Here is a 24,990-nt window from a genome sequence, read left to right on the forward strand (position 1 = left end):
TCGTTTATCAAGGCGGCGGGGAAAATAATAAGAAAAGCAGGCATATGAACGACGATTCCAAAGTTTTCGGGCAATCCGCGAACGCCATTCCGGCGCGCGACTGGATCAAGGTCCTTTCGAACTACCGTGATCCCGATGCTGTAAGAAGCACTTTCGAGCTCGCGGTAACGGTCGTGCCATTTATCGCGTTGTGGTCTTTGGCGTGGGCATCACTGTCCATCACGCCTTGGCTGACCCTCGCTATCTCGGTCTGCAACGCGGCGTTTTTGCTGCGCCTGTTCGCAATTCAACATGATTGCGGCCACTATGCCTTTTATTCAAACCGGTCCCTGAGCGACTGGCTGGGCCGTGTTCTGGGCGTTCTGACTTTGACACCATATGATGTCTGGAAACGTTCGCATTCGATGCATCACAGTACGTCAGGCAATCTAACACGCCGTGGCATTGGTGATATCGACACCCTTACTGTTGCCGAATATCGCGCGCTTACCCCGAAAAAGCGCTTGTACTACCGCCTGTATCGTCACCCGCTCGTGCTGTTTGGCTTGGGCCCGCTGTACCTGTTCTTCATCCAACAACGGGTTCCCATGGGGCTGACCAAACATGCCCGCTATTGGGTCAGCGCAATGTGCACCAACGCGGCAATCCTTGTTGCGCTGTCGATCGTTTTCTACTTTGGCGGCATCAAACCAATCTTGCTGATTTTCCTGCCCACGACCCTTTTGGCGGCGACCGCTGGCGTCTGGCTGTTTTACGTTCAGCACCAGTTCGAAACCACCCTATGGGATGTCGACCCCACATGGGACATTCACGAGGCGGCGCTGAACGGCAGTTCCCACTACAAGCTTCCTGCCCCCTTGCAATGGCTTAGCGCGAATATCGGCATCCATCACGTGCACCACCTGTACAGCCGCATTCCCTTTTATCGCCTGCCCGAAGTGTTGCGCGATCATAACGCGTTGGCGCAGATCAACACCCTGACATTGCGGGAAAGCTTTGCAAACGCGCGCCTGCATTTGTGGGATGAAAGCAGCAAAAGGCTGCTGTCATTTGCGCAGGCCAGAAAAGCAAAATAACGCGGTTAAGGCTTCGCGTTATTCCTTGGTCATCGACGCGACCACGTCGTGTCGGTGGCAGGTAACCAAATGATCGTTCACCATGCCCACGGCCTCCATAAACGCATAGACGATTGTGGGGCCGCAGAATTTGAAGCCTTCTTTCTTTAGGTCCTTTGATATCTGCGCGGACAGCGCTGTTGAAGGCGGGACGTCGGCCTGAGACGCAAAACGGTTTTGCAAAGGCGACCCGCCGACGTAGTTCCACAGATACGTATCAAACCCTTCGCGCGCTTCGATCTTCTGCCAAACTCGGGCATTGGTGATCGTCGCTTCGATCTTGCCACGGTGGCGGATGATTCCGGGGTTTTGCAGTAATGTTTCAACCTCGGCCTCGCCCCAATCTGCGATCACATTGGGGTCAAACCCGGCAAAGGCCTCGCGAAAGTTCTCTCGTTTTTTAAGGATCGTGATCCAGCTAAGCCCCGCCTGAAACCCGTCCAGCACCAGTTTTTCCCACAGCACACGGCTATCATATTCAGGCACACCCCAATCAGTGTCATGATAATCAAGGTAGATTTGTTCCGGCCCGGCCCAATCGCAACGCTGCATCTTCATCCTTTTCCAACTGGCAACACCAGCTTGGCTGTTATCTGTAAAAATATACTCTCATTCGTCGTTTAACCCGCTCTTATGAAAATATCATGCACTAACGCCCCTGAACCTAGGGCAAAGGAACCTGCTACGTGCAACAGCGGTCCAAACATCGCTTCGCCAACCTCCCCCGGGGTGGGGAAAATCCGCTGCAATATGCGGTGACACAGCGCGATAAAACGACGATCTCGATGGTGCGAGAGGCGGTCGAACACAAGCAGACGTTGATGGCGTATCAGCCCGTCATACGCGACGTGACGAGCAAAAGCATCGCATTTTACGAAGGGCTCATTCGTTTGCTGGATGCAACCGGCCGCGTTATTCCAGCGCGCGACTTTATGCCAATCGTCGAAACAACCCAGCTTGGCCGGGAAATCGATGTTCTATCCCTGCGCGCCGGAATGATGGCACTGCAACACAACCCGAATTTGCGCGTTTCAATCAACATGTCTGCGCGGTCGATCGGGTTCAGGGCCTGGACCAGCATGATGAACAGGTGGCTAGCGCGCGACCCCACAATCGGCGAACGCCTGATCCTTGAGATGAGCGAACAATCGGTAATGCTCATGCCGGAACTTGTCGCAGATTTTATCAACCGTATGCAGGATCAGGGTGTTTGCTTTGCCTTGGATAACTTCGGCTCCGGCTATACTGCCATCCGCTATTTCAAAGAGCTTTACTTTGACATCCTGAAAATTGACGGACAGTTCACGCGCGGAATCTCTAAAAACGCCGAAAACCGTGCATTGATCACGGTGATGGTATCGATTGCCGAGAACTTTGACATGGTGACGGTCGCAGAACAGGTCGAAAACGAGGACGATTCCGAGGCGTTGCGACAGTTAGGGGTCGATTGCCAGCAAGGGTATCTGTTCGGCGGGCCAACCACACGGCCCTATTGGGCGATCAATCCCGAAGCCGAAAAATCAGGTTAAACACGTCAAGATTGCCGCTTGTGCTGCGATGCAGTATATCAGACCGTAGAAGGCTAGGGGATCGCAGATGCTCTGCGAGAGGTACCCCTTTGGTCAATAACCTGAGGAAATACACATGACGAATGTTGTCATCGCATCCGCGGCGCGTACAGCCGTAGGCAGCTTCAACGGATCTTTTGCAAACACACCAGCCCACGAGATGGGCGCGGCCGTCTTGAAAGAGATTGTGGCACGCGCAGGGATTGACGCATCTGAAGTGTCCGAAACCATTCTGGGTCAGGTTCTCACCGCAGCACAGGGGCAAAACCCGGCGCGTCAGGCACACGTGAACGCGGGCCTGCCCATCGAATCCGCTGCTTGGTCCATCAACCAGGTGTGCGGCTCCGGCCTTCGCGCTGTTGCCTTGGCCGCGCAGCACATTCAACTGGGCGACGCCGATATCGTGGCCGCCGGTGGCCAGGAAAACATGTCGATGAGCCCCCACGCACAAAACCTGCGTCCCGGCCAAAAAATGGGCGATCTGCAGTTCATTGATACGATGATCAAAGACGGTCTGTGGGACGCTTTCAACGGCTACCACATGGGCCAAACCGCTGAAAACGTCGCAGAAAAGTGGCAAATCAGCCGCGATCAACAAGACGAATTCGCCGTCCGTTCCCAGAACAAGGCCGAAGCCGCGCAAAAAGCCGGTAAATTCGCGGATGAGATCGTGGCCTATACGATCAAAACACGCAAAGGCGAAACCGTCGTCGATAGCGATGAATACATTCGGCACGGTGCGTCGATGGAAGCGATGCAAAAACTGCGTCCCGCTTTCACCAAGGACGGTTCGGTAACTGCGGCGAACGCCTCGGGTCTGAACGATGGTGCCGCTGGTACCCTGCTGATGTCTGCGGACAACGCTGAAAAGCGTGGCATCACCCCCTTGGCGCGCATTGCGTCTTACGCAACCGTTGGTCTGGACCCAAGCATCATGGGTGCCGGCCCCATCTACGCATCCCGCAAAGCGCTCGAAAAAGCGGGCTGGAAGCCAGAGGATCTGGACCTTGTCGAGGCGAACGAAGCCTTTGCCGCGCAAGCCTGCGCCGTCAACAAGGACATGGGCTGGGATCCGGAAATCGTCAACGTGAATGGCGGTGCCATTGCGATTGGCCATCCTATCGGCGCTTCCGGTGCGCGAATCCTTAACACCCTGCTGTTCGAAATGCAGCGTCGCGGTGCGAAAAAGGGTCTTGCCACCTTGTGCATCGGTGGCGGCATGGGCGTCGCGATGTGTCTTGAACGCCCCTAATAAACACTGGCACGGCGCATCCCCACGCGCCGTGCACATCCCATCTAAATCATTTCCCAAATCCCGGCCAAAACGGTTGCAAAGCCTGTATGTGATGTCCTATCAATTCAGCACGTAATAAAATTACGAAATTGTTATCGCAAACGAAATAACATTGCCGCAAGGGAAAGGATAACCATGTCACGTGTCGCACTTGTGACCGGAGGTAGCCGAGGAATCGGGGCCGCCATTTCAACCGCACTCAAGGATGCCGGATATAACGTCGCTGCCACCTATGCTGGCAATGATGAAGCCGCTTCAAAATTCACCGAAAGCACCGGTATCAAGACCTATAAATGGGACGTCGCGGATTATGACGCCTCCAAGGCAGGCATTGCACAGGTCGAAGCGGACCTTGGCCCGATTGAAGTTGTCGTTGCCAACGCTGGCATCACGCGCGACGCACCGTTTCATAAAATGACACCGGAACAATGGCATCAAGTGATCGACACCAACCTGACCGGCGTGTTCAACACCATTCATCCGATCTGGCCCGGCATGCGGGAACGCAAGTTCGGTCGTATCGTGGTCATCAGCTCGATCAACGGGCAAAAGGGTCAGTTTGCACAAGTAAACTATGCCGCGACCAAGGCGGGTGATCTGGGCATTGTGAAATCCCTTGCACAGGAAGGCGCGCGCGCCGGCATTACCGCCAACGCAATCTGTCCGGGCTATATCGCCACGGACATGGTTATGGCCGTCCCTGAAAAAGTGCGCGAATCGATTATTGCGCAGATCCCGGCCGGCCGATTGGGTGAGCCAGAAGACATCGCACGCGCGGTTGTGTTCTTGGCCTCAGATGACGCCAGCTTTATCAACGGCTCCACCATCACAGCGAACGGCGCGCAGTACCTAACGTAATGTGACCGCTTCGATATTATGCGAAAGGCCAGCGCTGCGATGCGCTGGCCTTTTTGCGTTCTTTTTAGATAGTTCTGGTTTTATCAGCCGACCTGAACAGCCACCCCCAAAACTCAAGTGTTGCACGCGCCCGTTCGCGGTGTGCCATTTCCATTGCATTACGTGCTGCGCGGTTTGTTGTCGCTTCGATCATTGTCAGCCTCCTGAAATCAAGAATTTCTGTTCTTTCCTTAATATGGTCCTATACTGTCCTTCGTACAAACGAGACTTTCTTTGCTTCACTTAAGAAAAATTGAATTGATGTGACTGACCGCCTGCCACCATTAACCGCGTTGCGCGCTTTTGAAGCCGCTGCAAGACACCTGTCTTTCGCAACTGCGGCGGCAGAACTGAACGTCACGCCAGCCGCGCTAAGCTTTCAGATCAAATCGCTTGAGTCACATTTCGGTGCCCCGCTTTTTAGGCGCCTCAACCGCGCTGTCGAGCTGACGGAGGCAGGCATTGCCCTCGCCCCGGGGGCCACGGACGGGTTTCAAACGCTGGCCGCCGCGTGGCGCGCCGCACAGCGCACCCAAGACCATCAATCGCTTACGGTGACCGCTGGCCCTGCATTTACGGCAAAATGGCTGGCACCACGGCTTTTTGACTTTGCCCAAGCCCATCCAGAGATTGAGCTAAGGTTTTCTGCATCCCTGCGCAAAGTGGACCTGGCACGTGACAATATAGATGTGGCGATCCGGTTCGGGTCCTCCGTTGATCCAGACCTCTATGCGTTGCCCCTCGCTGATGAATGGGTGACGCCGGTCATGACCCCGGAGATGGCCGCGCGGTATCCGACACCGGCAAGCCTGCGGAACGCCCCCTTGATCGTAGATGATTCGATTGCGTTTCTCGATCCGCCGGTGGACTGGAACACCTGGTTCGCGGCGATGGGCCTTGCCCCGCCGAATGCACTAGGGCCAAGGTTTTCGCAAGCGGACCATGCAACAGACGCAGCGCTCGCAGGCGTCGGCGTGGTCATGGGACGGCGTGCGCTGGTCATCAAGGATCTGGTTGAAGGCAGGCTGGTCGCGCCCTATAACGCCGCGCTGGCCACCGGTGCGCGGTTCTGGTTTCTATGCCCCAAGTCAGCCCAAGACCGCCCCCAAATCGTGGCCTTCAGGCAATGGATGATAGACGAGATCAGCAAGACATCGGACGTCGCAGATGCTATGCCGATCATCGCGCGACCACCCGGATAACGTGAATGTTTTGGCTCTCTTAGCGGGCCGTCCTTATGCGCAAAATATCGCGAGACTGGCCCAAAAACCCCGTTCCTTCAGCCAATGATGTGAATGATAAATGCGGTGATGCCACCTGATGGGTGGCTGCCTGATCGCTGGCGGCGCTCTATTCTCGGCGCGCGCCAGCTGTGGTAAGTCTGGCTTAAGTTTTTAAGCGGTTAGTCTGACAATTTCTTCTTTTAATCGAAGCTTTTCTTTCTTCATCGTCGCAACTTTCAGATCGTCGATGCCCGGCGCGCGTTGTGCCTCCTCTACAGCGTTGCTTACCGCCATGTGTTTCCGCTTCAAAGCTTCAAGATGTGCGTCAAATGCCACTTAACTCTCCTTTGTTGGGTTGCGTCCTACGAGTGAACCACGAAAAAAATCACCTGTCACGCGGCGGCGCAGCAAGTTTACGAACAAGTCGATTTATCGGCTGGTTGATGCCTAGAATGGCAGCGCCGCGCCTTCGCGTAGAACCGCGCGGATCGCGGGGACATAGCTGTCGCCATCAGAAACATGCGCTGCCCCTTCATGCATGATCAAAGGCGCACAAAGCCGAAAAGCCCCACGGCCCGATTTACGTGCGCGTAGGATAATCAGCTCGGCCATACGTCCGATGCGCGGGGCAATCGGCAGCACCTCGATGCTGCCCATGTCATGTGGCAAGGCGCGGATCAGATCAGGAAGCCGTTCCGCCCGATGGATGAAATGCGCCTGCCCTTTCGGGGCCAGCCTTTTGGCTGCGATTTCGACCCATTTGGCCAGCGGGGTTTGTTCACCCAATGCGGTTTCGCGTGCGCTGTCCTGCGAGGCGATAGATGCAGCACGGTCAAAATAGGGCGGGTTCGCCAATACGTGATCAAACTGCCGCTGCCGCAGCGAGAGGGGCAGCGTAGCAAGATCGGCCTCGATCACCTCGAACTCCGAATGATTGCGGCGCGCCAATTCGGCATAGGCTGGCTGAACCTCGACCCCTGTCAGGGATAGGCCCGGCACCCGCGCCCCAAGACAAAGTGACGCAGCCCCGACACCGCAGCCCAGCTCTAGCACACGTTGACCGGGTGTCGCTGGGACAGTTGCCGCCAGCAGAACGGGGTCGACGCCCGCCCGATACCCTTTGCGCGGCTGCCAAAGTTGCACTTTACCGCCTAAAAAGGCATCATGGGTCAATTCATCGGTGTGAAAGCTTTGCACGGGGTCAGTCAGGCAAACCGGTGGGAATATCGTTATCCCGCAGCACCCGCAGGGCCGCGCTGTGCTTATCCTCGTGAACCATTAACCTGCGCGGGAAAATCCCGATACCGCCTTCAAGCACGCTCATATTTACGTCCAAAGGAAAGCAGTCTATATCCTCGCCCTGAAGAAGGGCGCTGGCAAAAGCAATGATCGTCGGGTCGGTCGTGCGCAAAAGTTCCTTCATAACAGAGATGTAAGTGCAATCGCGCAAGATTGTCGAGCCTTCAGATGGGGTCATGTAAATGAAGAACGACGCAAGTCAAAAACCGCATGACCAGATGGCCAGCTATCTTGCTGCCGACATGGCAGCGGTCAACGAACTGATCCGCGATCGCATGGCGTCCGAACATGCGCCCCGAATTCCCGAAGTAACCGCGCATCTGGTCGAGGCAGGCGGCAAACGTCTGCGCCCCATGCTGACCTTGGCCGCGGCCCATATCTGTGGCTATGACGGCCCCTATCACATCCACCTAGCCGCCACGGTTGAGTTTATTCACACCGCCACATTGCTGCATGATGATGTTGTCGACGAAAGCGGCCAGCGACGCGGGCGCCCCACGGCGAACCTGCTGTGGGACAACAAATCATCGGTGCTGGTGGGCGACTATCTGTTTGCGCGCAGTTTCCAGTTGATGACCGAAACCAACAACATGCGCGTGCTTGCGATCCTGTCCAATGCATCCGCGACCATCGCCGAGGGCGAGGTGCTACAGCTGACAGCCGCGCAGAACCTTGCCACTGACGAATCCGTCTATCTGAAAGTCGTGCGCGGGAAAACCGCTGCCCTGTTTTCGGCGGCAACCGAGGTTGGCGGCGTTATGGCAGGTGCCCCTGCTGCCCAGATCAAGGCGCTGTATGATTATGGTGATGCCTTGGGCATCGCCTTTCAAATCGCAGATGACCTGCTGGATTATCAAGGCGACGCCAATACGATCGGCAAGAACGTCGGTGACGATTTCCGCGAACGCAAGCTGACCCTTCCCGTGATCAAGGCCATTGCAAAAGCAGACGCTGAAGAACGCGCCTTCTGGACCCGTACGATTGAAAAAGGGCGTCAGGAAGACGGCGATCTGGACCACGCGCTGTCCCTGCTGAACAAGCATGGCACGCTATCGGCAACCCGCGCCGACGCGATGGCGTGGGCGGCACAGGCCAAGGACGCTTTGCACGCCCTGCCCGATCACCCGCTGCGTGGAATGCTGCATGACCTTGCCGACTATGTTGTGGCGCGTCTCACCTAAGGACTTCGGCGGCGGTCACCCACCAGCCGGGATGCGCATGGTCAATCCGGCCTGCGGCGTGGTTTGCGGCCTGTTCGCTTGCGTATAGGCCAAAACAGGTCGCGCCCGATCCCGACATCCGCGCCAGCAGCGCGTCATCCAGCGCGGCAAGGCAGGCGGCGATGTCAGGCACAACGCTTTGCGCGGCCTGTTCCAGATCGTTGCGCTGCGTCGACAGCCACACGGCAAACCCTTGCGCGGAATCAAAGGCTGGAATGTCGTCGGGCATCGGCTCGTTGTGCCGTGATACCAACCGTTTAAAGACATCGGGCGTTGATACGGATTTATTCGGGTTTACCAGAACCAGCCAGCAGGGCGGTAACGGCGGCACTGGTGTCAGCATCTCTCCGACGCCGCGCATCCGCTGGGGGGCATCGTGCAAGCAGACCGGCACATCAGCGCCCAAGCTGGCGACATCCTTTGGCACCGGAACGTCCCAGTGATGGCTCAGCAGCTTTAGCGCGGTCGCCGCGTCCGCTGACCCGCCGCCAATGCCTGCTGCCGCCGGTAACACCTTGGTCAACAGCAGCCGCGCGCCCCGCGTACCATCAGGGTCAAGCAGCCGCGCCGCGCGGATGACAAGGTTGCGGTCATCCAAGGGGGCCGCGTCGGCATAGGGGCCGTCGACAAACAGCTCCAATTCGGATGAGGGGGCAACGCTCAGCGTGTCACCAACGGCAGCGCGCACAACCAGACTGTCCAACAGGTGATACCCGTCGGATCGCTGGCCGGTCACATGTAGTGTCAGGTTGATCTTGGCCCAAGCTGGCTCGGATACAGCCGAACCAAATGCGGCACTGTTTGTGCGCATCAGTCCGCCGAAACCTTGGTCAACGGGTCTGCGCCCTCTTCGGCGAGAACGGCGTCCAAACCGATCTCAAGCTTGCGGCGCATACGGTCGGGGTCTGCCTCGCTGTCGGTGTCTTGCGGATCGACAAAGGACAACGCCCGACGCCATTGGAATTCAGCCTCGCGTTCACGCCCAACGGCCCAATAGACATCCCCCAGATGGTCGTTCACCACAGGATCCACAGCGACCAACTCAACCGCCCGCTCCATCTGCGACACGGCCTCTTCATAGCGGCCCAAACGATATAGAACCCATCCAAGTGAATCGACAATGTACCCCGATCCCGGGCTTGCCGCGACAGCGCGCTCGATCATGTTCAGCGCCTCGTCCAGATTGCGCCCCTGCTCAACAAGGGAATAGCCCAGATAATTCAACACCTGCGGCTGGTCGGGGTTGATTGCCAGCGCAGCGCGGAAATCTGCCTCGGCGTCGTCCAGATCACCACTGCGTTCTTCAGAAATGCCGCGCGCATAGAGCAGAACCCAACGTTGCGGGTTTGTCTCTGACGTCTTGGTGATCGCCATATCGTAGGCTGCAATCGCCTCGTCGAACTTGTCTTCTGCGCGCAGCGCGTCGCCAAGGGCCGAATGCACAGAAGGCAGTTCACCATGGCTGCGCGTCAATTGTTGCAGGACCTCAATCGCGCGACCGGGTTTACCCGATCGCCGCAAAGCCGCCGCGCGGCCCAGTTCAGCCGCGTGATATGCCGGATCACTGGCGGGGACATTTGCAAGCTCGGCAATCGCAAGATCATATTGCCCAAGGCTTTCAAGCAAATCGGCCGTCAGCAACAACGCGTCGATGTGATCAGGGTTCAGATAGCGCGCGATCCGCGCGTACAGCAGCACATAATGGTCGCCTGCCGATTCACTGCGCAACACCGCAGCAAAGGTAAAGAACACCTCGGCGATGCCCGCTTTGGCATCATTGATTTGCGTGAACTTGACCGGCTCCCCGCTCTCAAGCGCCGAAATCAGTGCTTCAAGCTCGGGGTCCGTACTCCCCCGGAAACTGGAGTTCAAAAGCGCAAGCGCCTCGGCGTTGCGATCAAGCTGACCCAAAATTTCGGCGCGCGCGATCACCCCGCGGCGGGTATTCCCTGCGGCCCCTGCCTCGTTCGAGGCAAAGATACGCTCGGCCCCTTCAAAATCACCGACCGACGCCAGCGCAAGCGCTTTGTGATACATCACAAAACCCTGCATCCCGGGTTCGCGGCTTAGGCTGTCAAACTCGGCCACGGCTTGGGTCATGTCGCCCTTGCCAACGTAAGCCCACGCCTTGACCAGCCCATCGACCCAAGGGCCAATGCCCGCGCTGTCGCCGGTCTGCGCCAGCAACTCTTCGTAATTACCCCTTTGCGCATTGTCGGCTGTGGTCACCAGATGCGCGACCTGAGAGGTCTGATTGTTTGCCGCCAGCACCTTGGCCAAGGGAACCGCTTTGGCGATGTCACCCAAAGACAGATAGGCAAGGATCGTGCTTTCCAGCAGTTCGACGTTCATGCTGTCACGCGCCAGCGCACGGCCATAATAATCGGCGGCTTCGGCAAAATCGCTGCGCACAGCGGCATGACGACCGGCCAGATACGCACCCGACACCGATTGCGCGTAGGCAGGCAGGGCACCCGTTACGCCCAACGCAACGACGCTGGCAGAAAACAACAGATTACGGATCATATATTCAGGCCTTATCTTGTTTGTTTAACGCTATCACGTTCACCCTCAGGCGCAATGGCACCCCACGGCGGCGCACGCAGGCGTGAGCGACAATCGGCCCTTTTCAAAGGCAAAAAGGCGCGCCGAAGCACGCCTTTTCATCATTACGTTAGAGATTGGTTTACATGTTTGGATAATTCGGGCCGTCGCCGCCTTGTGGCGTGGTCCAAACGATATTCTGCGACGGGTCTTTGATGTCGCAGGTTTTACAATGCACACAGTTTTGGAAGTTGATGACAAAACGCGGGTCCTTGCCCTCTTCCTCGACGAATTCGTACACGCCTGCGGGGCAATAGCGCGCAGATGGGCCTGCATATTCCGGCAGGTTCACATCAACCGGTATGGACGGGTCTTTGAGCGTCAAATGCGCTGGCTGGTTTTCATCGTGGTTCGTGAATGAGAACGCCACGTTGGTCAGACGGTCAAAAGACAATTTGCCATCGGGCTTGGGATAGTCGATCTTTTTGTGCTTACTGGCTTTCTCGGTCGCCTCGGCGTCCGATTTTCCGTGGCCAATGGTCCCGAGCAGGGAAAAGCCCAACGTGTTGGTCCACATGTCGAACCCGCCCACGGCGAGCGATGTCATCAGGCCATATTTGCTCCACAATGGTTTGACGTTGCGAACCTTTTTCAGGTCTTTGCCAATCTCGCCGCTGCGCACGTCTTGTTCGTAGTCGGACAGTTCGTCACCGGAACGCCCCGCCTGGATCGCCGCAAATGCGGCTTCGGCGGCCGCCTTGCCGGACAGCATCGCGTTGTGGTTGCCCTTGATGCGCGGCACGTTGACCATACCCACGGAGCACCCCAGCAGCGCCACACCGGGTGCGACCATCTTGGGCATCGACTGATAGCCACCTTCGGTGATCGCGCGCGCGCCATATGCTACGCGTTTGCCACCTTTCAGCAGCTCGGCGACCATCGGGTGATGTTTGAAACGCTGGAATTCCATATAGGGGAACACATGCGGGTTTTTGTACCCCAAGTGCACAACGAAGCCGACATAGACCTGATTGTTTTCAATGTGGTAGATGAACGAACCACCGCCGGCATTCTTGTTCAAAGGCCAGCCCATCGTGTGCGTTACGGTGCCTTCTTTGTGCTTGGCCGGGTCGATTTCCCAGATTTCTTTCATGCCAAGGCCGTATTTCTGCGGCTCTTTACCGGCATCCAGATCGTATTTCGCAATCACCTGCTTGGACAGGCTGCCCCGCACACCTTCGGACAGGAACACGTACTTACCGTGCAGTTCCATGCCGGGTTCGTAATTGTCGCCTTTGGTGCCATCGGGGTTGATCCCAAACTCACCAGCAACAACGCCTTTGATCTCGCCATTCTCGCCATAAACCAGTTCGGAACAGGACATGCCGGGGAAAATTTCGACGCCCATTTCTTCGGCTTGCACGGCCATCCAGCGACAAACGTTCGCCATCGACACGATATAGTTGCCGTGGTTGTTCATCAGCGGCGGCATGGGGAAGTTCGGCACGCGGATTTTACCCGCCTCGCCCAGCATGTAAAAGTTGTCTTCCTTGACCTTGGTCTTGATCGGCGCGCCTTTTTCTTTCCAGTCCGGCATCAATGCGTCCAGACCGATTGGGTCCAATACGGCACCCGACAGGATATGCGCCCCGACTTCGGAGCCCTTTTCCAGCACAACCACGTTGCAGTCAGCATCCAGCTGTTTCAGACGGATCGCGGCTGACAGGCCTGCAGGACCAGCGCCAACAATAACGACGTCATATTCCATTGCTTCGCGTTCAACTTCGGCCATTTGGGGCTCCTCTTCGGGCAGAAAATGGGTTTGGATTTGGCTAAACCAGCACGGCTTGCTTTGCAATCGCGACACGACGTTAAAATGAAGGGTCGCGACAGTTTCGTAACAATATAATGCGCCAGCCGTCATAATGTTTCGCAACGCGAAATGGATCAGACCCGCGGATCCCCCATCAGATAGCGCGGCCCTTGGCCGTTTTCGCCCGCTTTATCCTTGGGGTTATAGATTGCACAGGCCTTGAGGCTTAGACAGCCACAGCCGATACAGCCATCCAAATCATCGCGCAGACGGGTCAATGTGGCAATCCGCTGGTCCAGTCCTGCGCGAAAGGATTGGCTGATCCGCGCCCAATCTGCCTTGGTCGGGGTACGTCCACCCGGCAAACGATCAAGCTCAGTTTTAATCTGCGGCAGGGTAAAACCAAACTGCTGTGCAATCATCACAAAGCTTAGCCGCCGCAAATCCGCACGTTCAAACCGCCGTTGCCCGCCCGCATTACGCCACGGCTTGATCAGCCCTTGTGCCTCGTAATAGCGGATAGCCGACACGGCCAGCCCCGTGCGCCGCGCCAGCGCACCAATAGATAACCCATCATTTACAGCCATAATTTCCCTCGTAAAAAAACCCTTGACCTAAAGTTAGGTTTAGAAATTAGAAACAACAGGGTCAACACAACAACAAAGAAAGACCCACCATGTCAGCTCAGATTGAACACGCAAATATCACTGTAAAAAACCCCGACGACACCGCCGCCTGGATGCTTTTAATTTTCGGATGGCAGGTCCGCTGGCAAGGCGATGCGATTGCCGGGGGCCGCAGCGTCCATGTCGGCACGCAGGACCAGTATATCGCGCTTTACACCCCGAAAGAGGGGCTGAAATCAGCCCCAAGCAGCTATACGACAATCGGGGGACTTAATCATATCGGCGTGGTCGTCGATGATTTGGACACAGCAGAGGCCGCCGTAAAAGCGCAAGGATTCGAAACGACCAACCATGCCGACTATGAGCCAGGGCGGCGGTTTTACTTTCACGACAATGACGGGATCGAATACGAGCTAGTTGAATACGGTGAATAAGCGCGCATTGGCGCAGCTACGCGCACTCGGCCCTTGCAATCACGCGCCAGTTTAGGTCAGGTAAGGGCTAATTTAAATCGGTTGCACCCTCGGATCCGCTCCGGGGCTGTGACCCTCATTGCGTGGACGACCACAATGGAAAAAATCCCGATGACCCGCGCCGGTCACACTGCTTTGGAAACTGAACTAAAGCACCTGAAGACGATTGAACGTCCTGCAATCATCAAGGCGATTGCCGAAGCGCGCGAACATGGTGATCTGTCCGAAAACGCCGAATACCACTCCGCCAAGGAAAAACAGTCCTTTATCGAGGGCCGCGTGAAAGAGCTTGAAGGCGCGATTTCGCTGGCGGATGTTATTGATCCATCGAAAATGTCCGGCTCTATCAAGTTTGGTGCCAAGGTCACATTGGTGGACGAAGACACCGATGAAGAAAAAACCTATCAGATTGTTGGTGAATACGAGGCCAACATTGAAAAGGGTCTTTTGAACATCAAATCCCCCATTGCGCGTGCGCTGATCGGCAAAGAAGAAGGCGACAGCGTCACGGTGCGTACACCGGGGGGCGAAAAATCGTATGAGGTACTCAAGATCATTTACGCTTGATCCGGGGCAATCGACATGACCGATACCACGCCTGCCACCCCCCCAAAGTCGCAGCGCCAACCCGCGCGCTCGACCCCTTTTGGCGTCTATTCACGTCCGAATGACCAAGCGATTTCCAGCATCGAAGTCATTGCCATTGCGCTGAGTGTCCTGTGGCTGTTGGGCTGTGGCATCTTCTTTTTGACGCAACCGTCTGACACCGCACCGGACACCGGTGATCGCGGCCTACGGTTCGTGATGACCACCTTGGCCATTTTCATGCCGCTTGCGATGATTTGGGTCGCGGCCACCGCCGCGCGTGCCAGCCGTGTGATGCGTACAGAAAGCCAGCGCTTGCAGGCCGCAATCGATGCCATCCGCCAAGCGTATATTGCCCAGCAGCACGGCAAAACCTTTGAGACAGATGCATCGGTCACCCGCAAGCTGGACGAAATCGCCGCCGCCGCGCGTAAGACCGAAACGGCCCTTGCCACATTCCAAACCCGCCGCGATGCACCCCCACGCGCGACGGCCCCCGTCGCCGCGCCAGCACAGTCAGATGATCAACCGACCTTGGCGCTTGGCACCCAAGCCAGCGATATGGTGCCAGCACTGTCCCATGATGATTTCATTCGCGCGCTGAACTTCCCTGAAACGGCAGAGGATACCGAAGGCTTCACCGCCCTGCGCAAAGCCTTGAAAGACCGCAATGCATCGCAATTGGTCCAAGCCGCCCAAGACGTGCTGACCTTGCTCAGCCATGATGGCATTTACATGGACGACTTGCACCCAGACCGCGCCCGTCCTGAAGTCTGGCGCGAATTTGCCCAAGGCGCGCGCGGGCGCACCATCGCGGCCCTTGGCGGGGTGCGCGACCGTTCATCCCTTGCCCTGACCAATGCGCGGATGAAACAAGACCCGATTTTTCGCGATGCAGCACATCATTTCTTGCGCCGCTTTGATCGCGTCTTTTCCGGGTTCGAGGCACAGGCATCCGACGGTGAAATCTCGGCGCTTGCCGAAACCCGCACGGCGCGTGCGTTCATGTTGTTGGGCCGTGTGGCCGGTACGTTTGACTAGCGCCCTAAATCCCGAATGATCCGTAAGGGATATACCGCACCATATCGCCCGGGCGCACATGCACCGCTGCGTCAGGCAATTCCACCAAACCTTCCGCCCAGCTTAGCCCGCTGATCCGGCCCGACCCTTCTGAGGCGAAGACCTCGACCCGACCGTCGCGCATCCGCGCGCGCAAGAATTCACGGCGGCCCGGTTTTTTGCGCTTTTCAAAAGCCGCAGGCACGTCGAACCCTTGCGGTGTGGTCCATTCTTGCCCCGCCATCACGGACAACGCAGGCCGCGCAAAGATCAACGTACACACCATCGCAGCGACCGGATTACCCGGCAGGCCAAAGACCGGCATGCCCTGCCACATGCCCAACGCCAAGGGCCGGCCCGGTTTCACCGCCACCCGCCAAAGCGACAGGGCCCCGGCCTCTTTCAGCAGGGCAGATACGTGATCCTCGTCCCCCGCAGAGGCGCCGCCGCTGGTCAAAATCGCATCCACTTGGCCTTTGGCTCCGTTCAGGCGCCCGCGCAATGCTGCACGGTCATCGCCGACATGGCCGAGATCAACGGCTCTATGCCCAAACTGCTGGGCCAGCGCCAAAAGCATCGGTCGGTTGGCGTCATAAATCTGCCCGTCAGATGCGGCAGCACCCGGCTCCACGATCTCGTCACCCGTTGAAATAACACCAACCCGCAGCGGCTGGTAGACCTCCAGCGTATCATTTCCCGTCGCCGCCATAAGCGCCAAGTCGGCCGCTGTAACCCGCCGTCCGGCGCGCGTAACAACGTGGCCTTGGTCAACATCCTCGCCCGCCTTGCGGGTGTTAGCCCCCTGCTTGATCGGGCCGTTAAACAACACGGCACCACCCTCGACCCGGACGTCCTCTTGCAGCACGACGGTATCAACGCCTGTGGGCAGCGCGGCACCCGTCAGGATACGGATCGCCTGCCCTGCTGGCACACTTCCCGGCGCATCCCCCGCCGCGGCACGACCATCCGCCAAGGGCAGTTCGTGCGGTCCATCGCCCCGCCCACCAGCAAAACCATAGCCATCAACAGCCGTGTTTGGCAGCGGCGGATTCGCGCGTTTAGCGGCCACGTCTTGCGCAACGACGCGCCCCAACGCGGCACCAAGCGGCACGGTTTCAACCGACACCACTGGCGACAATCGGGCTTTCAGCAACGACAGCGCCTCGTCCACAGGCGTCCAATGCACACCCGGCGGCAGCGCAAAGCAGTCATTACGCAGCGGAGGGGCGGATTTCATACGGTCCTCGAAACCCAAGCCGAAAATCCAGCCTTCTTCGGGAGCATATACATCTAATATTTCGGTCAATGCCGCATCTGATAAGCCGCTCATCTGACGCGCCAGTTCTTGAACCTGCCACGCGTCCTTGATCATGTCAGCGGGTGCACCGCCAACCGTCAGCGATGGCCAGACCTCAACAAATGCCACAGGGCGTTTCAGCTGCTCAAAGGGCCATACGTTGACCTGCCCATGAAACCGTTTGCGCAAGCGCGACAGTACCGGCAAGCCCATGAATACCTGCGATCCGACGGCCCCCACGCCGCCCATCTGCCAGCAGGAAAACGAGCCTTTGGCCCGGGTTTCCGCCTGCCGCTTCTCAGGAAACTGGTTCGCATACCCATCCTTTGTGCGCGGCAAACCGGGAATATCGCGGTTGGGTAAACCGTTGAACCAAAACGGGCCGGCCCCATCGCCAAGCCCAAGGTTCATCTCAGCCGCCAGATCAAAGCGGTTGTTGGTTTTGGGGCTATCCTCGATCCGCGCCTCGAACCAATCCCAAAGCACAAGGGGGTCAGTATAACCGGTCAAAGCCTCTGCAAAACCGGCGGGATAGCCAAAGGGAAAATCAAAGCCGATCATCACACGGCGCTCTGCCTCAAGCTCGGCCCGGATCAAATCAACGATCCACGCCTCGGCCACGCTTCTGTTGCGCAAATACACAGGGTCTTGAGACTGCCCGTTGCGGGTCACACCGGCCCATATCGCATCCTTGCGCGGGTTGGCACCGGTATCATTGCCGCCCGACCAATCGATCACCACAAATGTATCGAACCCGGTCACAACCCGACCTCGGCCAAAATGAAATCAGCAATCGCGACGGTATCATTCAAATCAAAAACCGGGCGGTCCAACGCAAGTGGGGTGTCGCTAGCAACGGCTTTGATGGTGTCATCATCCGGCGCGATCAAAGGGTTGCCCGGCTCAGTCCGGTGCGCTTCGATCTTGGGGTGTGCGTCGCGTTTATAGCCTTCGATCAACACCAGATCGACGGGGCTTAGCCGCGCCAGCAGCGCCTCCAGCGTCGGCTCCTCCTCGTCACGCAACTCGTGCATCAAGGCGACGCGGTTGCGCGAGGCCAGCAGGACCTCGCGGGCACCGGCGACGCGGTGGCGGTGGCTGTCCTTACCCGGATGATCCACCTCGAACGTGTGGTGCGCGTGTTTAACCGTCGACACGCTGAACCCACGCGCGGTAATCTCGGCGACCAACCGTTCCATCAACCCCGTTTTACCTGCGTTTTTCCACCCCGTGACGCCGTAAACCCTCATAGCATGCCCTCGGCTGTTTTCAGATCATCGGGTGTGTTGACGTTGAAAAATGCAGCCTCGTGGGGGAACAATGCCTCGCGCCCCTCGTGTTGTTGGGTCCACATCACCACTTTGCGCAGCCCGCCATTCAGTGCCGCGCGCAGATCGTCGCGCAATGCAACGGGCCAGAGACCGAACGTCGGGTGTCGCGCAGTTCCACGTGTCGCATCTGGCGTCGCGGCCAGAACCAGCGGATGTGTCATCCCCTCGCTGGCCAGCAGCAACCGTGGCACTAAATCGCCCGGGAAAAAAGGCGTATCCGCAGCGGCGGTGACGATGGTATCGGCCCCGCGTTCAGCGGCCCAATCCATCCCCGCAAGGACACCCGCCAAGGGGCCGACAAAGCCGTCGATACTGTCAGGCAGAACCGTCAGATTAAGCGCGTCAAACCGCGCCGCATCGCCATTGGCATTCAACGCCAGTTCCGCCACCTGCGGCGACAGGCGTTCAACCACATGAGACAGCAATGTACGACCGCCCAGCGTCAGCAACCCCTTGTCGCCGCCGCCCATGCGCGTGGCCTGCCCACCAGCCAGAATAACCCCAAGTGGTTGTTTCATTCCGATCCCTTCCGCCCTGCCCGTTTGGGTTCATCCACCACCAAATCAGGGTCAGCGTCGCGCACAAGGCGGTCTTCTCCGGCAAGGCAGATAAACCGTTTGCCCTTCATCCGCCCGATCAATGTCAGACCAACCTGATTTGCGATCTCGACGCCCCAAGCCGTAAATCCGGACCGCGACGCCAACACCGGAATACCCATCATCGCGGTCTTGATCACCATCTCTGAGGTTAGACGCCCCGTGGTATAAAGGATCTTGTCATCGGCGCGCACGTTCTCAGACAGCATCCAACCAGCGATCTTATCGACGGCGTTATGACGACCGACATCCTCCATATAAACCAAGGGCTTATCACCCTGACACAGAATCGTTCCATGAATGGCACCCGCTTCAAGATACAGGCTGGGGGTGCGGTTGATCTGCGCGCTCAGACGGTAAAGCCACGAGGTATGGACCGGTGTGGCGGGCAGGATAACGCCCTCCAGCCCCTCCATCATATCGCCAAACACCGTGCCAACGGCGCAACCGCTGGTGCGGGTTTTCTTGCGCATCTTGTCTTCGTAATCGGTTTTGCGGGCGGTGCGAACCACGACGACCTCAAGGTCCTCGTCGTAATCAACGCGGGTAATTTCCTCTCCGTCGCGCAACATGCCCTGATTGCGCAGGAACCCAAGCGCCAGATATTCAGGATAGTCGCCGATGGTCATTGCCGTCACGATTTCCTGCGCATTCAGAAAGATCGTGAGCGGGCGTTCTTCGACAACATTGATGGTCAATTCCGCCCCGGTGTGGTCGCGCCCTTTGACGGAACGGGTCAGGCGCGGTGCCCCCGGCTGCGGGGCGATCAGATAGGTGTCGGTGTCACTGTTTACAGGCAATTGCATCCCCTTCGGACCACGGCTAAGGATATGAGGATAGCCTAGGGGTAAAGCATGTCCATCACCACCACGAAATCGGCCTTCCGCAAGGGCCTGGCCGATGCGGCCCCGTTTGTTTTGGTGATCATTCCATTTTCATCCCTGTTCGGCATTCTCGCGACCGAGGCAGGTCTGAGCGTGTTCGAAACGCTCGCCTTTTCCGTCGTCGTGATCGCGGGTGCCGCACAGTTTACCGCGCTGCAACTGATGCAGGAACACGCACCGACAGCGATTGTTTTGGCCTCGGCGCTTGCGGTGAACTTGCGCATGGCGATGTATTCCGCGTCCCTGACGCCCTACATCGGTGCAGCACCGCTGTGGCAACGTGCCTTTGCGGCCTATCTGACGGTCGATCAATCCTATGTCTGTTCGATGGCCCAATACGAAAAACAACCGGACATGACCGTGCCGCAGCGGATGTCGTATTTCTTTGGCTGCGTGACACCGATTGTACCGCTTTGGTATTTGTTCACGCTGATCGGTGCCTTGGTGGGGGCCCAGATCCCCGACAGCTGGGCGTTGGATTTCGCCCTGCCCATCACATTTCTGGCGATGATCGCGCCGATGTTCCGCACACCCGCACATGTGATGGCCGCATTGGTCGCGTCAGTTGCATCGTTGGCAACGGCGGGCATGCCTTATTCGCTGGGTCTGATCGTGGCGGGGATGGTCGGCATGATGGCCGGTGCGCAAACCGAACTTTGGCTTGATCGCCGGTCGGAGGGCGCAGCATGATGATCGACAAGGGGACATTGTGGTTTGTGATCATCGCCCTTGGCATCGGCAGCTTTGGCTTGCGCTTTGTCTTTACCGGATTGGTGGGTGACCGCGAGATGCCCGCATGGCTGTTGCGCCATCTGCGTTATACAGCCGTCGCCATCCTGCCAGCCTTGGTGGTCCCACAAGTGTTCGCCCCTGCCGCAACAGGCGGGCAGTTCGACCCCGCGCGCTTTGCAGCGGCTGCGGTTGCGCTGACTGTGGGGATCATCACCAAGAACGTATTGCTGGCGATTATAAGCGGCGGTGCCACGCTATATGGATTGCTTTGGTTACTCGGCTAACAGCGCCGCCTGCACACCATCAAGCACGTGACCTGCGTCATTTTCATAATATTGCGTCGTGGTGACATTCGGCAGCGCCGCAAATCTCTCGGACAACTTGGCGGGATAGTAGGTTTTGCCGATTTCTTCGAAACCCGGCACGTCCGACAGCAAGCTGGATGTCGCGCTGGCGCAATAGGCCGCGGGGACCTGCCCGTTTGTCATTACCGCTTTTAGAACCTGTTCGGCCTGCTGTTCGGTCACCTGGACGGTCTGACTGCGCACGTGGTGGGTTTTACGCGCGTGCGAGGATTTATAGGCCTCGACCCAGTTCGGCGACATACCATAGAGCACATCCCCCCGTTCAATCACCCGTGGGTCGCGAAACGACCCCGCCGGATCAAAGATCACCTGCTGCGACCCGTTCACCAGCAACGCCGTGTGCGCGCCGCCGCCCGAGCGGTTGTTCACCATGGTCAGCAATGTCAGTGATTTCGGGCCCGGCGCAGAATAGGCTGCAGCGGCAACTTCGGCCGGTGAGTTGTCAATGCCGGTATCGTTCGCACATGCCGCAACGATTGCGACACAGGCCAGTGCCATCCAAATACGCATAGTTATCGTCCTGTCGGGTAAGAGCCTAAGGTCTTAGCGGGCGAAAAGTGCCAAAAAGACGAGGATAGCAATGATCACAATCGATGACCATTTTACCCAGTTCATGAAGTTGTCAAAGGTCTTTTCCTGTGACGTTGTATCCATGGAGCCGTGTTCGTGTTTGGCCATTTGCGTAATCCTTTGACTGGTGTTCGTTCCAATTTGAAAACGTGGTTACTGCATTCGCGCGGGCATGTCACGATATCAAAGAACACGATCTTACGTGTTTTTTCTCTGCGTCAGGGCTGCATCAGCTTCGATATCCTCGACCAAGCGAAAGCCGATCCGATTCGCGGGCTTTTCGGGCTTGGCCTTGGGCAAGGCACGCAAGGCGACGTTCAACTGGCTGACGTGTTGCACCAATTGCATCCGTCCACCTCCGCCGTCCTGACCGTAAAAGGTGACAATATCGGGATCGAAATACCCCATCCCTTCGATCCGCAAGACGCCGGCGTCGCCGCCTGTGAACCCCATTGCAACCTCTTGGTCCCCGTCCAGCTGCTCTTCAAAGTTCTTGAGGTACAGTACGACCCGCTCGTAAGCCCATTGCGCAGGGGATTTCTTGGACGCAGGCGTGTCTGTCATGCCCTTTGGCACCGTTTGCTGGGCGGCATTGCGTTGCGTTTCATCGCAATGCACCTCGTGCACGCGCGGCAAGGCATCCGCTTCGGCGGCCTCGGCTGCGGTTCTGATCAGATCATCCATTGGCTTGTTCCGTTGCCTGATACACCCAAGCCCCATCTTCTGCCCGCAATTCCCGCGTGGCAAGACCGGTTTGATACAGATGACTTAGATGTGCGACGGCCTCGACCAGTGCCAGACCATATTCACCTTCGCCGATCTTGCGTTTGAACAAGGTCGGAAAGCATTCCGAGGCGGATTTCGGCGTATCGATATATTTGACCAACCGTTTCAACGCACCGTGATGGTTATCGATCAGCTGGCGCATACGCGTGGGCAATCCGGTGAACGGCAGCTTGTGCCCGCCAAGCACCAGATGATCTTCACGGCTCATCGGGGCAAGCCGTTCGCAGGCCTCCAGCCATTCGCCAATCGGATCGGCCATAGGTTCTGTGGCATAGACACCGACATTGGGGCTGATCGACGACAAAATCTGATCGCCCGCAATGACCAAATTGTCATCCCTGCTCCAGAACGTCGCGTGTTCGGGCGCATGGCCATTGCCCATATGCACGTCAAAAACGCGCCCGCCGATGGTGATTTGGTCGTCCTGCTTGATCCGGGTAAAGCCCAAGGGCAGCGGATCAACGATATCGGCAAAGTTGAAGGGCCGCTCGGACGCGCGTTTGTCGTACAGATCACGATCCATTCCGGACATTTTATAGAATGCCAACGTCTCGGCCGCCGGGGTTTCTTGGGCGTCCAAGGTCAACATGCGCGCCGTCAGCCAAGCCGTACGCGTGGTGACCAGCTCTGCCCCGTGTTCCGTCTGAAACCACCCTGCCAACCCGATGTGATCGGGGTGGTGATGGGTGACAATCACGCGCGAAATGGGCTTACCCCCAAGGGGGCCTGCCATCAGATCAGCCCAGATTGCCTTGGCTTTCTTGGATGAAAACCCGGTGTCGATGATGGTCCAACTGTCGCCTTCGTCAAAGGCATAGACATTCACATGGTCCAGCTTCATCGGCAGCGGCAACCGCAGCCAAAGAACGCCGGGCGCGACCTCGATCGCTTCGTCATGGGCGGGCGGCGTATCCCAAGGATAGCGCAAGCCCACAGGTTTCATGTCAGTCATCAGGCGGCCAATTCATCTGTGGTCAAGGCAAACAGGTCATCTGCACCCGACTGCGCATGCACCAGCAGACCCGCATGTTCCGGCAACAGGCGCAGGATGTAGAACCGTGCCAGTTTTTCGCGCGGGCCGCCCTTGTCAGCCAAGGCCGCCTTGAGGTGCAAATGCCCCCCCAACACGCGCGCAAAAGCGCGAAGATATGGCACGGCCCCAGCAAAACGCGTGTCCATGTCGTCTTGGGCGACCAACCATTCTGTGGCCTCGCGCAGCGTTTCAGTCGCCTGCCAAACCGCATCGGCCATGTTGGGGAACGCATCGCGCGCCGCCTCGGCGTGGGTTTCAATCTCGTCCATCAAACGGTTCGCCGCCTCGCCGCCATCCATCATCTTGCGCGCGACCAGATCCATCGCTTGAATGCCATTGGTCCCCTCGTAGATGGCCGTCACGCGGACATCACGGCAGAACTGCGCCGCGCCGGTTTCTTCGATCACGCCCATGCCGCCATGCACCTGCACACCCATCTGCGCCACGTCGATACCGACGTCCGTTCCGAACGCTTTGGTGATCGGGGTCAGAAAGGCAGCGCGCGACTTCCACTCCGCCTCGCCGGTGGCGTTGGTCATGTCGATGGCCACCGCACAGCTGGCCGCGATGGCCCGCGCGGCAAAGGTTTCGGCCTTCATCGTCATCAGCATGCGGCGCACGTCCGCGTGATCAACGATGGTGCCAGACCCGTCCGGCCGGATGTTTTTGCCCTGCTTACGGTCCAGCGCATAGGACAGCGCATGTTGATAGGCCGCTTCGGCAACGCCGATCCCTTGCTCACCAACACCAAGCCGCGCGTTGTTCATCATGGTAAACATCGCCGCCATACCGCCCTGTTCCGGGCCAACCAACCAACCGACAGCCTTGTCATACTGCATCACACATGTGGGCGATCCGTGCAGGCCCATCTTGTGCTCAAGACTGACGACTTGGAGGCTGTTTCGCGCGCCCAGACTGCCATCTTCGTTCGGCAGAAACTTAGGTACCAAAAACAGGCTGATCCCCTTGGTGCCCGCTGGGGCACCGGGCAGACGCGCCAGCACCAGATGGCAGATATTTTCGGCGAAATCATTGTCGCCCCAGCTGATGTAAATCTTTTGGCCCGAGATGCTGAATGTCCCGTCGCCGTTGTCTTCAGCCTTGGAGGATAGCGCCCCCACGTCCGATCCGGCCTGCGGTTCGGTCAGGTTCATTGTACCCGTCCATTCGCCGCTGATCAGCTTGGGCAAATACAGCTCTTTGATCGCGTCGCTGGCGTGATGCTCTAGCGCTTCGATCTGCCCTTGGCTCATCAACGGGGCCAATTGCAGCGACAGACAGGCACCGCTCATCATCTCGTTCACCGCGCTGGCCATGGTCAACGGCAGGCCCATGCCACCGTATTCAGGATCTGCGCTTATACCGATCCAACCGCCTTCCGCGATGGCCTTGAAACCTTCCCCATATCCGGGCGATGTGCGCACCACGCCGTTTTCCAGCTTGGCCGGGTGCAAATCACCAGGGGTTTGCAAGGGGGCCATCACATCGTTGCACAGCTTGCCCGCCTCTTCCAAAATCGCACGGGTCACATCATCTGTGGCCTCTGCAAACTTGTCGGTGGCACGCACGTCCTCAAGCCCGACAATATGGTTGAATAGAAAATTGTAATCCTCGACGGGGGCGCGGTATGGCATCGTATTTCCTCCTTGGGCGTGCGCGTCTGCTTGGCAAATAGAGCAT

The 24,990-nt window shown here is 57.9% G+C and carries 29 protein-coding genes; 11 read left to right on the top strand and 18 right to left on the bottom strand.

What is annotated here, in order from left to right; all coding sequences use genetic code 11:
- The first annotated feature begins 44 nt into the window (after positions 1-44).
- Complete coding sequence (locus WNY39_RS06885) at positions 45-1,076, top strand: fatty acid desaturase (RefSeq protein ID WP_341233929.1); 1,032 nt, start codon at positions 45-47, stop codon at positions 1,074-1,076.
- 18 nt (positions 1,077-1,094) lie between these two features.
- On the opposite strand, the gene WNY39_RS06890 is transcribed toward WNY39_RS06885, so the two are convergent.
- Positions 1,095-1,667, bottom strand: coding sequence for a DNA-3-methyladenine glycosylase I (locus WNY39_RS06890; RefSeq protein ID WP_342844873.1), 573 nt, complete (start codon positions 1,665-1,667; stop codon positions 1,095-1,097).
- 134 nt (positions 1,668-1,801) lie between these two features.
- Between WNY39_RS06890 and WNY39_RS06895 the strand changes: the two genes are divergently transcribed.
- The 3 genes from WNY39_RS06895 (at position 1,802) to phbB (ending at position 4,835) form a co-directional block, all read left to right on the top strand.
- Positions 1,802-2,644 (top strand): EAL domain-containing protein, encoded by an 843-nt coding sequence (locus WNY39_RS06895; protein ID WP_342844874.1) that lies wholly within the window; start codon positions 1,802-1,804, stop codon positions 2,642-2,644.
- 115 nt (positions 2,645-2,759) lie between these two features.
- Complete coding sequence (locus WNY39_RS06900) at positions 2,760-3,935, top strand: acetyl-CoA C-acetyltransferase (protein ID WP_342844875.1); 1,176 nt, start codon at positions 2,760-2,762, stop codon at positions 3,933-3,935.
- Positions 3,936-4,112: 177 nt separating this feature from the next.
- Positions 4,113-4,835, top strand: coding sequence for an acetoacetyl-CoA reductase (phbB, locus tag WNY39_RS06905; protein ID WP_341233925.1), 723 nt, complete (start codon positions 4,113-4,115; stop codon positions 4,833-4,835).
- Between the two features lie 64 nt (positions 4,836-4,899).
- On the opposite strand, the gene WNY39_RS06910 is transcribed toward phbB, so the two are convergent.
- Positions 4,900-5,028 carry a hypothetical protein gene (locus WNY39_RS06910; protein WP_342844876.1) on the bottom strand — a complete coding sequence of 43 codons (129 nt, stop codon included), beginning with the start codon at positions 5,026-5,028 and terminating at the stop codon, positions 4,900-4,902.
- A gap of 109 nt (positions 5,029-5,137) precedes the next feature.
- Here WNY39_RS06910 and WNY39_RS06915 point away from each other — a divergent pair, with 109 nt between their 5' ends.
- The gene (locus WNY39_RS06915) at positions 5,138-6,076 is read left to right on the top strand and encodes a transcriptional regulator GcvA (protein WP_342844877.1); all 939 of its coding nucleotides are present in this window, start codon (positions 5,138-5,140) and stop codon (positions 6,074-6,076) included.
- A gap of 192 nt (positions 6,077-6,268) precedes the next feature.
- Here the strand turns inward: WNY39_RS06915 and WNY39_RS06920 are convergent, their stop codons facing one another.
- The 3 genes from WNY39_RS06920 to WNY39_RS06930 all read right to left on the bottom strand — a co-directional run bounded on the left by WNY39_RS06920 (position 6,269) and on the right by WNY39_RS06930 (position 7,520).
- A complete protein-coding gene (locus WNY39_RS06920) occupies positions 6,269-6,433 on the bottom strand; it encodes a DUF465 domain-containing protein (RefSeq protein WP_341233923.1) in 165 nt (54 codons plus the stop codon).
- Between the two features lie 111 nt (positions 6,434-6,544).
- A complete protein-coding gene (locus WNY39_RS06925) occupies positions 6,545-7,294 on the bottom strand; it encodes a methyltransferase domain-containing protein (RefSeq protein WP_342844878.1) in 750 nt (249 codons plus the stop codon).
- Between the two features lie 4 nt (positions 7,295-7,298).
- The gene (locus WNY39_RS06930; RefSeq protein WP_093916049.1) at positions 7,299-7,520 is read right to left on the bottom strand and encodes a DUF2007 domain-containing protein; all 222 of its coding nucleotides are present in this window, start codon (positions 7,518-7,520) and stop codon (positions 7,299-7,301) included.
- A gap of 58 nt (positions 7,521-7,578) precedes the next feature.
- Here WNY39_RS06930 and WNY39_RS06935 point away from each other — a divergent pair, with 58 nt between their 5' ends.
- Positions 7,579-8,577 (top strand): polyprenyl synthetase family protein, encoded by a 999-nt coding sequence (locus WNY39_RS06935; protein WP_342844879.1) that lies wholly within the window; start codon positions 7,579-7,581, stop codon positions 8,575-8,577.
- On the opposite strand, the gene WNY39_RS06940 is transcribed toward WNY39_RS06935, so the two are convergent.
- The 4 genes from WNY39_RS06940 to soxR all read right to left on the bottom strand — a co-directional run bounded on the left by WNY39_RS06940 (position 8,570) and on the right by soxR (position 13,560).
- Positions 8,570-9,427 (bottom strand): 4-(cytidine 5'-diphospho)-2-C-methyl-D-erythritol kinase, encoded by an 858-nt coding sequence (locus WNY39_RS06940; RefSeq protein ID WP_342844880.1) that lies wholly within the window; start codon positions 9,425-9,427, stop codon positions 8,570-8,572. The genes WNY39_RS06935 and WNY39_RS06940 overlap by 8 nt on opposite strands.
- A complete protein-coding gene (locus WNY39_RS06945) occupies positions 9,427-11,142 on the bottom strand; it encodes a tetratricopeptide repeat protein (protein ID WP_342844881.1) in 1,716 nt (571 codons plus the stop codon). Before WNY39_RS06945 ends, WNY39_RS06940 begins: the two co-directional genes overlap by 1 nt.
- Positions 11,143-11,302: 160 nt before the next feature.
- Positions 11,303-12,952 carry an electron transfer flavoprotein-ubiquinone oxidoreductase gene (locus tag WNY39_RS06950; protein WP_342844882.1) on the bottom strand — a complete coding sequence of 550 codons (1,650 nt, stop codon included), beginning with the start codon at positions 12,950-12,952 and terminating at the stop codon, positions 11,303-11,305.
- Positions 12,953-13,107: 155 nt separating this feature from the next.
- Complete coding sequence (gene soxR, locus WNY39_RS06955) at positions 13,108-13,560, bottom strand: redox-sensitive transcriptional activator SoxR (protein WP_342844883.1); 453 nt, start codon at positions 13,558-13,560, stop codon at positions 13,108-13,110.
- A gap of 89 nt (positions 13,561-13,649) precedes the next feature.
- On the opposite strand from soxR, the gene WNY39_RS06960 reads away from it, so the two are divergent.
- The 3 genes from WNY39_RS06960 to WNY39_RS06970 all read left to right on the top strand — a co-directional run bounded on the left by WNY39_RS06960 (position 13,650) and on the right by WNY39_RS06970 (position 15,698).
- Positions 13,650-14,033 (top strand): VOC family protein, encoded by a 384-nt coding sequence (locus WNY39_RS06960; protein ID WP_342844884.1) that lies wholly within the window; start codon positions 13,650-13,652, stop codon positions 14,031-14,033.
- Positions 14,034-14,168: 135 nt separating this feature from the next.
- Positions 14,169-14,639: a transcription elongation factor GreA gene (gene greA / locus WNY39_RS06965; protein WP_341233915.1), complete on the top strand. Its 471-nt coding sequence runs from the start codon at positions 14,169-14,171 to the stop codon at positions 14,637-14,639.
- A 15-nt stretch (positions 14,640-14,654) separates the two neighbouring features.
- Entirely contained in the window at positions 14,655-15,698 is a 1,044-nt protein-coding gene (locus tag WNY39_RS06970) for a hypothetical protein (protein ID WP_342844885.1), read from the top strand.
- A 4-nt stretch (positions 15,699-15,702) separates the two neighbouring features.
- Here WNY39_RS06970 and glp read toward each other — a convergent pair whose 3' ends face one another.
- From glp to WNY39_RS06990, 4 genes are read right to left on the bottom strand one after another with little or no spacing between them, the layout of a single operon-like run.
- Positions 15,703-17,775 carry a gephyrin-like molybdotransferase Glp gene (gene glp, locus WNY39_RS06975; RefSeq protein WP_342844886.1) on the bottom strand — a complete coding sequence of 691 codons (2,073 nt, stop codon included), beginning with the start codon at positions 17,773-17,775 and terminating at the stop codon, positions 15,703-15,705.
- Positions 17,772-18,263: a molybdopterin-guanine dinucleotide biosynthesis protein B gene (mobB, locus tag WNY39_RS06980; RefSeq protein ID WP_342844887.1), complete on the bottom strand. Its 492-nt coding sequence runs from the start codon at positions 18,261-18,263 to the stop codon at positions 17,772-17,774. The genes glp and mobB overlap by 4 nt, the downstream gene beginning before the upstream one ends.
- Positions 18,260-18,862: a molybdenum cofactor guanylyltransferase MobA gene (mobA, locus tag WNY39_RS06985; protein ID WP_342844888.1), complete on the bottom strand. Its 603-nt coding sequence runs from the start codon at positions 18,860-18,862 to the stop codon at positions 18,260-18,262. Before mobA ends, mobB begins: the two co-directional genes overlap by 4 nt.
- Complete coding sequence (locus WNY39_RS06990) at positions 18,859-19,746, bottom strand: formate dehydrogenase accessory sulfurtransferase FdhD (RefSeq protein ID WP_342844889.1); 888 nt, start codon at positions 19,744-19,746, stop codon at positions 18,859-18,861. Before WNY39_RS06990 ends, mobA begins: the two co-directional genes overlap by 4 nt.
- Before the next feature lie 48 nt (positions 19,747-19,794).
- On the opposite strand from WNY39_RS06990, the gene WNY39_RS06995 reads away from it, so the two are divergent.
- Together WNY39_RS06995 and WNY39_RS07000 are read left to right on the top strand one after the other, a co-directional pair.
- Positions 19,795-20,514: an AzlC family ABC transporter permease gene (locus WNY39_RS06995; protein ID WP_341233909.1), complete on the top strand. Its 720-nt coding sequence runs from the start codon at positions 19,795-19,797 to the stop codon at positions 20,512-20,514.
- Positions 20,514-20,840: an AzlD domain-containing protein gene (locus tag WNY39_RS07000; RefSeq protein WP_341234472.1), complete on the top strand. Its 327-nt coding sequence runs from the start codon at positions 20,514-20,516 to the stop codon at positions 20,838-20,840. Before WNY39_RS06995 ends, WNY39_RS07000 begins: the two co-directional genes overlap by 1 nt.
- Here WNY39_RS07000 and WNY39_RS07005 read toward each other — a convergent pair.
- The 5 genes from WNY39_RS07005 to WNY39_RS07025 form a co-directional block, all read right to left on the bottom strand.
- On the bottom strand, positions 20,829-21,431 hold the full coding sequence (locus WNY39_RS07005) for a hypothetical protein (RefSeq protein WP_342844890.1): 603 nt from the start codon (positions 21,429-21,431) through the stop codon (positions 20,829-20,831). The two genes, WNY39_RS07000 and WNY39_RS07005, sit on opposite strands and share 12 nt — an antisense overlap.
- Positions 21,432-21,464: 33 nt before the next feature.
- Positions 21,465-21,599 (bottom strand): aa3-type cytochrome c oxidase subunit IV, encoded by a 135-nt coding sequence (locus WNY39_RS07010; RefSeq protein WP_341233907.1) that lies wholly within the window; start codon positions 21,597-21,599, stop codon positions 21,465-21,467.
- Between the two features lie 90 nt (positions 21,600-21,689).
- Entirely contained in the window at positions 21,690-22,175 is a 486-nt protein-coding gene (locus WNY39_RS07015) for a DUF6173 family protein (protein ID WP_341233906.1), read from the bottom strand.
- Positions 22,168-23,229 carry an MBL fold metallo-hydrolase gene (locus WNY39_RS07020; protein ID WP_342844891.1) on the bottom strand — a complete coding sequence of 354 codons (1,062 nt, stop codon included), beginning with the start codon at positions 23,227-23,229 and terminating at the stop codon, positions 22,168-22,170. Before WNY39_RS07020 ends, WNY39_RS07015 begins: the two co-directional genes overlap by 8 nt.
- Positions 23,229-24,944, bottom strand: a complete 1,716-nt coding sequence (locus WNY39_RS07025) for an acyl-CoA dehydrogenase (protein WP_342844892.1) — start codon at positions 24,942-24,944, stop codon at positions 23,229-23,231. The genes WNY39_RS07020 and WNY39_RS07025 overlap by 1 nt, the downstream gene beginning before the upstream one ends.
- Positions 24,945-24,990 lie beyond the last annotated feature (46 nt).

It is taken from the genome of Sulfitobacter sp. AS59 (genome assembly GCF_038899995.1).
Classification (GTDB): Bacteria; Pseudomonadota; Alphaproteobacteria; order Rhodobacterales; family Rhodobacteraceae; genus Sulfitobacter.